We start from the raw sequence: 9,103 nt of genomic DNA on the forward strand, positions 1-9,103 counted from the left end.
ACAGCGGCGATGGCAGACCAGCAGAAGAGCGAGCAGAGTTTCGAGGACGGCCGGGCCACCTTCAGCCGCATCTACGACTACCTCCTCGGCGGTGTGCAGAATTTTGCGGCCGACCGCGAGGCCGCTCGACAGCTCCTGCGGGCATTTCCGGACGCGGCGGACACTGCCCGGTCGAACCGCCTGTTTCTGGCACGTGCGGTGCGCACACTGGCCGAGGCCGGCATTCGACAGTTCCTCGATCTCGGCTCCGGCATCCCCACCCAGGGCAACGTGCACGAGATCGCTCAGGCGATCGACCCGGCGATCCGGGTTCTCTACGTCGACATCGACCCGGTGGCGGTCGTCGCCGCCAACCACATCCTCACGGGCAACCCCACGTGCCGCGCGATCGAGGCCGACTTCACCCGCCCCCAACTGCTCCTCGACGCACTGACCAGCGGTGACCTCGCCACCGTGATCGATCTGAACCGGCCCACCGCGGTGCTGTACTGCTCCGTCCTGCAACTGGTCCCACACCACCTGATCGACAGTGTCGTCGCGCCGATTCGCGACCGGCTCGTGCCCGGCAGCGCCCTGACCATCTCCCACCCGGGCACGGCGGTGACCGACGGGTACGACGAATCGAGCGTCTCCTCGGTCGCGGAGGTGTACCGCACCAAGGCCGCCGCCGACATCGTCCTGCGCTCGGACGCCCAACTTGCCGCACTCTTCGGCGACTTTGAGTTCGTCGAGCCGGGGCTGGTGTCACTCAACCAGTGGCGACCTGAGCTGGGCGAGCCGGACCCCTACGCCGGCAGATCCGTGCTGTCCCCGATGCGGGGGGCAGTAGCGATCCGCCGCGACTGAACGTGGTCGCCGACCAACCGGCCCGCCCGAGGGACGTCTCGTAACCCCGGCGTCCGTCCACAGGGCCACCTTCGAGGAGCAGCCGCGCGAGCTCGAACCCCGAGTTTGGACCGCCACCCTGGCGTTGACGTCCTACCACTGACCGTGGTGAGTCTCCGGCTCGGCGGTGCCGAACGGGTTGTCGATGACGTACCGCCAGCGGCCGTCGGGACCGCGGCGGGCGACATCGGTGGCGGTGCCTTCGAGGTGTACGGGACGGCCGTCGCGATCGGTGCCGTCAATTGTCCAATCGACGATGAGCAGCGCGATGTCGTCGGCCACGTAGACGTGGCGGGGCCGCACGTCGATGGGGAGCCCCAGATCGAGAAGGCGCTGGTTGGCCGCGATCCGGTCGGCACCGGTGACGGGCTGACCTGGCACGGTGACGAGTAGGCCGCCGGGTTCGTAGACCTGCTCGACCGCGGCGACGTCCCCGGAGTTGAAGGCGCGGGCGAACACCGATGGGTGGTGGGCCGCGCTGTCGCTGAGTGGGACACTCCTGGCGTGGGTGTTGAGGTCGCGAGACATGCCGACAGTCAAGGTGCTGGGCGCGCAGGTAACCAAACGGTCAGTAGCGTCTGGGATCGTGACCTGGTGCCGGACCAGCGCGGCGCGACCCGCCGGCCGGAGCCCGGCTGCCCCGTCGAGGTTGCCCTGGCCGCGGTGAGCGGCCGGTGGGCAACCCTGGTGTTGCGGGAATTGATGCACGGCCCCCGCTCGTTCGGCCGACTCCAGGCGGCGCTGCCCGACCTGAGTGCCAAGGTGCTCAGCGAGCGGCTCGCGGCGCTGACCCGGCAGGGCCTGGTCGAGCGCGACCGCTCCCGCACCTTCCCACCGAGCACCTGCTACCGCCTCACCCGCGCCGGTACACAGCTGCGCCCACTGCTCGTCGAGCTCTACCGGACCGGTGACGCGCTGCTGCGCGAGCGGGCGTGACGGGCCCTTCACCACCCTGATCTCGTGCTAGGTGGATCGCCGCTTGCTGGCCCGAACCGGAAGGCCGGGCCTGGGCAGATCGATGAGCGACCGCCTCTGGCACGCGACGTGCGCGGCCTCCTTGCACCGCTCCGAAGCCGCAACGTAGGTAGCGGGCCGGCACAGTATGGGCAGCGGCTACCGATGTCGCAGCGGGTGGCGGAGGCCAGGGTGGGCGTATGGCCTTTTCGTCGTCGTTCGCCCTCACCCGGGCCGAGGACCAGCTCGTGTTGCAGGTGTCGGTCAGCAACCTGCAGCACGAGCTGCGCCCCGGCCCACCGACCGGCTACGACCTGACGCTGGTTGCCGGCGCCGCACAGGGGCACCTGTGGGTGCGGTTTCCCCCGCAGCAACTCCTGGAGAACGCCGCCCGGGGCGCCAGCCCGCGACTGGTGCAGACCAAGCCGATCTTCACGCCTCCCAGCGACGTGGTGCTCGTGGTGCGCCCGTCGGACGGTCCGATCGACCTGTCCGTCGCCGGTATCCTGGCCGCGATCTCCCGGCTGGAGATCGTCCCCGGTGAACAGGGTGGCGCGGTCGGCCCACTCGACGCCCGACCACCCCGGCCGGCCACCTCGGCGTACCACCTGGTCGCGGCCGCGATGGCCGGGCAGGTCGGCCGGCCCGCGGACCCGGCCGCGGCGGAGGACCTGCGCCAGGACCGCGCGGCCCGCCGGGCCGCCGTCGGCCCACCACGATCCGGCGGTACGTCCAGCGCCCGCGCCGCCGACGCCGCGCCGGTGCCCGTCCCGCCGCCGGGCTTTCCGCAGGCTTCGCAGTTCCGCCTGCCCTACCTGCTCAACCTCCAGTCTCCCGGTGGCCACGCCCGGCTGCGGCACGCCGCGGCGGCGCGGGTGAACGCCGGCCGCACCGCCCTGTGGAGCACCCGCCTGGAGGTCACCTCGGTGGACTTCTCGGCCAGCGCCGAGGTGCCGCTGGCGGCCCGCTTCACCCACACCCCGCAGAGCGGTGCGCCGCAGCCGGGGTGGGCCGACGACGTCAACGACGCGCGGCTCAAGAACACCCTCCGGGCCGACCTGTGCGTCGAGATCTCCGAGCAGTCGCGCACCATCGCGCCGGCCACCGTGCGGCGGCTCGCACTGAGCAGCCTGGGCGGCTGGCTCAGCGCGCGTGGTGACTGGCCCGACCCGCCGCCGGGCTCCACGCCCGAGCAGATCGCCGCCACCGTCGCGCAGTGGCGCCACGACACGTCGATGGGCCGCGACCAGGCGCAACGGATCGTCGTGGTGGGCCGGCTCTACCCGTTCGGCCACCGGGCGATCTTCACCGAGGAGACGGTTCGACGCTTCGAGAGCGGCAGCACCCGGGTTGCCGCGCTGCGCACCGCGGCGACCGTCGTGGTCACCGATCCGCAGATGCCGTTCGTGCCGCCCGCCACGTCGGTGGACGACGTGGGCGGCGACGCGCACCGGCGCTGGCCGTTCACCCGCGTCGACGTCGTCACCACTGTGACCCCGCCGCTGGAGGCTGTCCAGCCGGCCGGTGGGATGACCGGCTCGCGGGTGCTGCGGCTGGACGCCGCCACACCGTTCGCCTATCAGCTGGTCGGCTACGACCAGGAGGGCAGCCCGGTGCCGTTCGCGCTGCCGCTGCTCTTCGTGCCCGGCACCGCCTCCGATGCGCAGGCCCGGGCGTTGTGGGACACCCTCGGCGGCGGGGCACAGGTGCCCGAGAACGTCTTCCGGACCATCCAGGCCGGTGGGCAGCCGATGGCGGTCGCCCCGATGCCGGAGCCCGGATCGGCAGCGACCCGATCGGCGGCCGGGTCGGCGGCCGGCCCGGAGGTGCCCACCCCGGAGCAGGCCACGACGGTGCTCACCCGCAAGGTCGACCTGGCGCTGGACGCCGCCACCGGGCTGCCGGTCGCCCAACAGATCGTCGGGCGCATCGCCACCCTGGACCGCTACGCGCCGGGGGCGAAAGAGGCGGTGTTGCAGTACGCCGCGCCATACACCCAGGCGCTCTTCGACGGGGCGAACGCCCAGGGACAGGTCTTCCTGAAGTTGGTCGGCGAATCGCCGGCGGTCGGCCTGGCGCAGCAGGCCACCGGTGGGCTGGCCGCCCTCAGCCTGAGCACCTCGGCGATCTCCCGGCAGTTCGGGGCGCTGGCGGGCGCGGACCTGACCACCCTGGCCGCCGGGGCGATGGACCTGTCGTTCCTCAAGGACGCCGACAAGCTGCTGGGTCTGGCCAGGCTCAAGGATCTACTGCCCACCGACGAGGGCACCGTCCGGGAGCTGGGCAAGGCCTACCAGATGGTCAGCGACCTGGTCGACGGCGTCGCCTCGCAGGTGTTGACCTGGGACACGAAGCTCTTCGGCGACAAGCCGCAGGCCCGCTTCCACAAGGGCTTCGTGGTGTTACGGCCGCTGCGGGAGAACCCCGGTGACGCCAACAGGGCCAACCTGCGGATCACCCAGACCACCGAGGTGGACACCGCTCGGCTGGAGACCCGGTCCACGAGTGAGTGCCTGGTCGAGCGGGTGGAGTTGCAGATCCACTCCACCACGACGCCGGCCTTCGACACAGTGCCGCTGCTCAGCGTGCCGATCAGGAGCATCCGGTTCACCAGCAGGGACGCCGGCAAACCCGACGTCGACATCAAGCTGGGCGCGCTGCGCTACGGCCAGGTGCTCGCCTTCATCGCCACCCTGGCCGAGATGATCGACCAGGAGGGCTTCTCCGATCCGCCGGCGCTGACCGTCACCCCGACCGGGGTGCGGTCCGGCTTCAGCTTCCCGGTGCCGTCGCTGGCGATCGGCGTCTTCGCGCTGGAGAACATCGCCATCTCCGCCGGCGCCGAACTGAACTTCACCGGCGACCCGTACCCGCTCTCCTTCGATCTTGGCTTCTCGACCCCGGACAACCCGTTCCGGCTGACCATCGCCGCGCTCGGCGGGGGTGGGCACCTCGCCATCGGCGTGGCCACCACCGGCCTGATCAAGCTGGTCGGCGCCCTGGAGTTCGGCGCCTCGCTCTCCGTCGACCTGTTCGTGGCGCGCGGGTCGGTGGAGGCGATGGGCGGTGTGCTCTTCGACATCGACGCCAGCAAGGACATCGCCCGGATCGGCGGCTACTTCCGCATCCGCGGAGAGGTCGAGGTCCTGAGCATCATCAGCGTCTCGATCACCCTGACGCTCACCCTCGACTACGACCTCGACTCCAACGAGCTGTACGGCTACGCCGAGATCGCCGTGGAGATCAAGGTGCTGTTCTTCAGCGAGTCAGTGGTGGTGCCTATGGAACGCCGCTTCGCCGGCCCCAGCGCCGACCCGACCTTCGCCCAGCTGATGGCGCCGACCGGGCGGCCCGGCCCGCGCCCGTGGGACACCTACTGCGCCGCGTTCGCACAGGAGTAGACGATGACGTACAGCGTGCTCTGGACAGTTCTGCCGGCCGGCTTCGCCGACGGCAAGGCACAGCTCAGCCTGGTCGCCGCCCCGCGCGGCCAGGGCATCACCACGATCGGCGGTACGCCGCTGGCGAACTGGCCGGCGGTGGTCAACGCCCTCGGGCCACTCTTCCTGGCCGACACCGGTGGCGGCGAACCGCAGCCGCTGACCCGGCGCGGCGGCCCGGCGTCGTCGCCGCTGTGGACGGCGCTCTTCGGCCCGGCCACCCGGGTGCTCACCAAGGCTGGCGGGCGCCGTGCCTTGGGCGCCGCCCGACCGGGGCCGACCTTCGCCGTGACCGCGACAGCTCTGGAGCAGATGTACGCCAGCGTCAACGACACCAACCCCACCGGCTCGCTGGACGCCGACCACGTCGTGCGACGGGCGATCGCCGCGCTCGCCACGGTGGACAGTGATCCCCGGGTGGCCCGGGCGATGGGCCGGGAGGCCGGCGCCGCCCTGCTCGCCCCGGCGGCGACGTCGAGCGCGACGCTGGCCACCGCCGTGCGACGGCTGCGCGAGGAGGGCCACGAGGATCTGGCGATGGCGCTGCCGATCGCCGCCTACGCCCGCTGGCTACGCCGCGCGGGTGGCCCCCGCCGGGCACCCGGCCCGGACGGGCGGGCCGCCGGTGGGCCGCTGACCGGGGTCAACTCGGTCGCCCAGGCCGACTTCCACCAGGTCTGCACCCTGCTGATGGCGCACCCCGCACTCTCCGTACCCCTGGGTCTGCGCATTGATCTCGAGCTTGCGGCGTTCGACGGCGCGCGCACCGTCCGGGTGGTGGACGCGGCCGGTCAGCCGCTGAACGGGCCGGTGTCCCGATCCCAGCCGTTCAGCGCGGTGGTCAGCGACCTTTCCGCGCGCCGGTTCACCATGGCCACCGAGCCGGACGCCCGCGCCGAAATCGTCGGCGGGGTGCTCAACCTGCGTAACCCGGCCACCACCTACGTGCTGACCAGCGTGGATGTGGCCAGCCTGAGCGGTCAGCTGGCGGCGGCGTCGACCGCGTCGGCGCGCTCCGGCGAGCCGCTGCCGGCCCGGCTGCCGGTGCGCCGCGACGTCGGTCTGACCCTCGGCCAGCAGGCCCGCGCCGAGGCGGTGGTCAGCCACGCCACCAGCCGCACCGACGCGATCGCCTCGGCTGGCGTGCAGGCCCCGGCGGTGCTGTTCGCCGACGACGTGACCACCGGCTACCGGCTGGACGTGGCCACCGACGGCGGGCCGTTCCGGTCGCTCATGCGCCGCCGGGTGCGCTACACGGTGGGTGGGTTGACAGTCGACGCCGACGACGAGGGCCGCACCGAAGCGGTGGTCGCCGCACAGCAGGATGACGAGTTCGGCGTCGTCCGGCTCGTCGTCGGCGAGGAGATCGCCGGGTGGGACGGCTGGGGCCTGTCGGTCGGCAAGCCGGGGCCGAAGGTGGGCGGCGACGGTCGCGACAGCCCGGAGGTGGAGGAGATCGACAGCGTCCTCGCGCCCGGCTACCCGCTGCGCGCGGAGGTCACCACCGCGCCGGGCACGCTGCCGCGACTGCGCTACGGACGCGGTTACCAGCTGCGGGCCCGGGCGGTGGACCTCGCCGGCACCGCGATCGACCCGGACGTCTGCGATCCCACCCAGGTGCTGCCCGCGGTGCGCTACCTCCGCCACGAGGCGGCCGGCTCGCCCACCCTGGTGCCGACCAGGCGCTTCACCGAGGGCGAGTCGCTGCTGCGGCTGGTGGTGCGCAGCGACGGCCAGGGCACCCCGCTGGGCACCTGCGAGCGGCACGTCGCCGCACCGGACAGCCCGCAGATGCTGGCCGAGCGGCACGGCATGTTCGACGCGGCCTTCGGGCCGCAGGCCAACCCGGCGGTCCGCGAGCGGATGTTCGCCGTCGCCCGCCGGGAGGAGGGCTCGTTCCTCGACCCGATGGTGCCCGGCCCGAGCGGTGCGATGGTGCCCCAACCGGGGCTCCAGGTGGTCACCAGCGACCCGGCCAGGCCTGTCAAGGGCACTCTGCCGGTGCCGCGCGGTCGAGCGCTGCCCAACGGCGCCTACGTGGTGATCGACGCGCCGGCCGCCCTGCTGCCCTACCTGCCGGACCCGGCCGTCGCGGGCGTGGCCATCGGCGGCGTGCCCGGTGCGTCGCCGGTGGTGAGCACGGAGTACGGGGGCAGCTGGCCGGATCTGCCGCCGGCGAAGCTGGTGGTCCGCCCCATGTCGGCCGGCGCCAGCGCGGTGCAGGTCTCGGTGAAGAAGTCCGGTGACCGGTCGGTGCTGATCGTCGAGGTTCCGCCCGGCGTGGAGCAGACCTTCGAGCTGTCCAGCACGCTGCACCCCGACCGTCTGGACCACCTCGCCGTCGGCGCCGCCGACCCGCAGGACGTCCTGGACGGGCAGGTGCTGGGCCTGTCCTCCCGGCAACCGGTCACCGTGGTGCACGCGGTGCAGAAGCCGCTGGTGGCACCGGCCCTGCTCGGGCCGCCCACTGTCACCGCGACCGGCCTGACCGGGCAGGTCACCGTCACCGCGCAGGTGCAGGCGCACCGGCCGACCACCGGCCGGGTGCACCTGGCGGCGTCCTGGCTCGAAGCGGTGGACGCCGGCACCGGCAGCGTCGACCCGCAGCCGCGCACCGCCACGCTCGCCCCTACCGACCTGGAGCGCGCCGGTGGACCGGTGACGCTGACCGCGTCGCAGTTCTTCGGTGACACCCGGCACCGGGCGGTCACCTACCGACCGGTCGGGTCCACCCGGTTCCGGGAGTACTTCCCCGCCGTGCCGGACGGTGACCAGAGTCAACTGCGCGAGGGCACCGAGATGCTGGTGCACGTGCCCAACCGGGCCGTGCCGCCACCCCCGGACGTGCACTCGGTGGTGCCGTCGTTCCGCTTCACCAGGGGCATGGAGTTCGGCGAGTGGACCAGCACCCGGGAGACGATGGGTGTGCGGGTCTGGCTCAACCGCCGCTGGAACCGCACCGGCGAGGGCGAGCTGCTCGGCGTGGTGCTCTTCGCCAACCCGGCCGACGGTGACGTCGAGGAGGGCCGGGCGCTGTCCGGCCTGGTCACCCGCTGGGGCAGCGACCCGATCGAGGAGATCGGCCTCGGCGACCAGCAGCACTTCGTCGCCGGCGACTTCGACACGCCGGGTCAGGTCACGACCACCGTCACGCTGCTGGACCCGGCCGCGGGCGGTCGGCAGGTCACGGTGATCGGGCACCCTGTGCACTTCGACGCCGAGCGTGACCTGTGGTTCGCCGACATCGACGTGGACGTCGATCTCGCGGTGTGGCCGTTCCTGCGGCTGGGACTAGTGCGCTTCCAGCCGCACTCACTGCCCGGCCGCGCGGTTTCCCGCGTGGTTACCACCGACCTGGTCCAACTGCCCCCGCACCGGCAGATCAAGGTGAAGAAGTTCGGTTCCACAGGAGTGCGGGTCAACGTCTTCGGCAAGCCCGCCGCCGCCAGCGAGTTCACGATGCGCCACGAGCGCCGGATGCCCGACCCCTTCCTGGCCAGCTCCGACATCGGCTCCGATGTCGGCGTCCGGGCGCAGGAGGGCACCACCGGCACGCCCGGTGACGGCTGGCGGGTCACCGCCCTGCCCGCCCCGGCCGGTGGCATCGCCGCGATGCGCCTGGAGTGGGTGGCCGCCGGGGCGCCACCGGATCAGCTCATGCGCGAGCTGCGCGCCGGCCGGGTCGTGGTGCAGGAGCGCCAGCGCGGCTGGGCGGTCACCGGCCCGGGCGAGGCCCTGCGCACGGTCTACACCGAGGTCCTCGACCGTGCGGTGATCGACCCCAACCCGTCAGCCACCACCGCCGCGACCGAGGAGAGTTGAGC

5 protein-coding genes are annotated in these 9,103 nt (G+C 72.7%); 4 read left to right on the forward strand and 1 reads right to left on the reverse strand.

Features of this window, described 5'->3' with window-relative positions:
• Positions 1–9 precede the first annotated feature (9 nt).
• Positions 10–846, forward strand: coding sequence for an SAM-dependent methyltransferase (locus AB0A95_RS13420; protein ID WP_357555953.1), 837 nt, complete (start codon positions 10–12; stop codon positions 844–846).
• 132 nt (positions 847–978) lie between these two features.
• Here the strand turns inward: AB0A95_RS13420 and AB0A95_RS13425 are convergent, their stop codons facing one another.
• Positions 979–1,413 (reverse strand): DUF4440 domain-containing protein, encoded by a 435-nt coding sequence (locus AB0A95_RS13425; RefSeq protein ID WP_357555954.1) that lies wholly within the window; start codon positions 1,411–1,413, stop codon positions 979–981.
• 66 nt (positions 1,414–1,479) lie between these two features.
• On the opposite strand from AB0A95_RS13425, the gene AB0A95_RS13430 reads away from it, so the two are divergent.
• The 3 genes from AB0A95_RS13430 (at position 1,480) to AB0A95_RS13440 (ending at position 9,101) form a co-directional block, all read left to right on the forward strand.
• A complete protein-coding gene (locus AB0A95_RS13430; RefSeq protein ID WP_357555955.1) occupies positions 1,480–1,821 on the forward strand; it encodes a helix-turn-helix domain-containing protein in 342 nt (113 codons plus the stop codon).
• 218 nt (positions 1,822–2,039) lie between these two features.
• Positions 2,040–5,240: a hypothetical protein gene (locus tag AB0A95_RS13435; protein ID WP_357555956.1), complete on the forward strand. Its 3,201-nt coding sequence runs from the start codon at positions 2,040–2,042 to the stop codon at positions 5,238–5,240.
• Positions 5,241–5,243: 3 nt separating this feature from the next.
• On the forward strand, positions 5,244–9,101 hold the full coding sequence (locus AB0A95_RS13440) for a hypothetical protein (protein ID WP_357555957.1): 3,858 nt from the start codon (positions 5,244–5,246) through the stop codon (positions 9,099–9,101).
• Positions 9,102–9,103 lie beyond the last annotated feature (2 nt).

It is taken from the genome of Micromonospora sp. NPDC049230, from assembly GCF_040647875.1.
Taxonomy (GTDB): Bacteria; Actinomycetota; Actinomycetes; order Mycobacteriales; family Micromonosporaceae; genus Micromonospora.

Excerpts from the sequence above, each read along its gene's own strand:
- AB0A95_RS13420 (WP_357555953.1), top strand. The coding sequence starts at position 10 with ATGGCAGACCAGCAGAAGAGCGAGCAGAGTTTCGAGGACGGCCGGGCC.
- AB0A95_RS13425 (WP_357555954.1), bottom strand. The coding sequence starts at position 1,413 with ATGTCTCGCGACCTCAACACCCACGCCAGGAGTGTCCCACTCAGCGAC.
- AB0A95_RS13435 (WP_357555956.1), top strand. The coding sequence starts at position 2,040 with ATGGCCTTTTCGTCGTCGTTCGCCCTCACCCGGGCCGAGGACCAGCTC.
- AB0A95_RS13440 (WP_357555957.1), top strand. The coding sequence starts at position 5,244 with ATGACGTACAGCGTGCTCTGGACAGTTCTGCCGGCCGGCTTCGCCGAC.